The following is a 1,073-nucleotide window of genomic DNA, read 5'->3' on the forward strand; positions in this document are numbered from 1 at the left end:
GTTAATTCTTCCCGGTTCAGGTAGCCCCGGGCCAGGCCTGCTCCCCCCACACAGATCTCCCCTACTACCCCAATGGGCTGCAGGCTGCCTGCAGCACTGAGGATGTAGGCACTGCGCCCCGCCAGGGGCCGGCCAATGGGAATGGAAGCCGCCAAGTCTGCCTCCCTAACACAATGGGTCAGCGAGAAGGTCGTGTTCTCCGTAGGCCCATAGCCATTGATGATCTCTAGACTTGGATAGCACCTGCTAAGCTTTGCCATGTGGGCGGCGGAGAGCTTTTCGCCACCCACCAAAAGGGTTTGCAGCGACTCAAACAGCCCCAGTTCCTCCTCCACCAGCTGGTTGCACCAACTGGAGGTCAGCCACAGCTTGGTCACCCCTCTTTTGAGGATTTGGTCCTTGAGCCGCCCACTGTCCAAGAGGGTATCCTCGGAGCAGAGCACCAGCTGTCCCCCATGGAGCAGCATGCCCCAGTACTCAAAGGTGGTGGCATCAAAGGAGGGTGAGCCCGTGGAGAGCAGCACGTCTGCAGCAGAAAGCTGCACATAGTCCACCTGCCGCACCAGGCTCACCACCCCCCTGTGTTCCACCAGCACGCCTTTGGGGGTACCGGTAGAGCCCGAGGTATAGATCACATAGGCCAGCTGCTGGGGGCTGAGGGTGAGGCATAGGTTGTGGGTGGGTTGCCCGCTAACCAGATCTACAAGTTCTTCCAGGTTAATGAGCTCTATGGCTGTTGTTGCCAGCTTTGCTTGGTGCTTTGTACTGCTGAGGACAAGGGAGGCTCTGGTATCCTTAAGCATGTAGGCAATGCGTTCCTGGGGATAGTGGGGATCCAGGGGTACGTAAGCTGCTCCTGCCTTTAGAATGCCCAGTATGGCTAGGATCAGCTCCACACTTCGGTCCAGGCAGATAGGAACAAGGGTTTCTTCCTTCACTCCTTTGCTCTTAAGGTAGTGGGCTAATTGATTACTCCTTTCATTGAGTTGCTGATAAGTGAGTTGCTCTTCTTCAAAGATTACTGCAATGTTATTAGGTGTTTGTAGTACCTGCTGTTCAAACAGGGAAACAAT

General features: G+C 55.5%; 1 protein-coding gene. It reads right to left on the bottom strand.

Annotation, left to right across the window (positions count from 1 at the left end; genetic code table 11):
- The coding region (locus OCK74_RS27820) for an amino acid adenylation domain-containing protein (RefSeq protein ID WP_279300390.1) at nucleotides 1-1,073 on the bottom strand (1,073 nt) is incomplete at both ends.

It is taken from the genome of Paraflavisolibacter caeni, assembly GCF_025628885.1.
Lineage (GTDB): Bacteria > Bacteroidota > Bacteroidia > Chitinophagales > Chitinophagaceae > Flavisolibacter > Flavisolibacter caeni.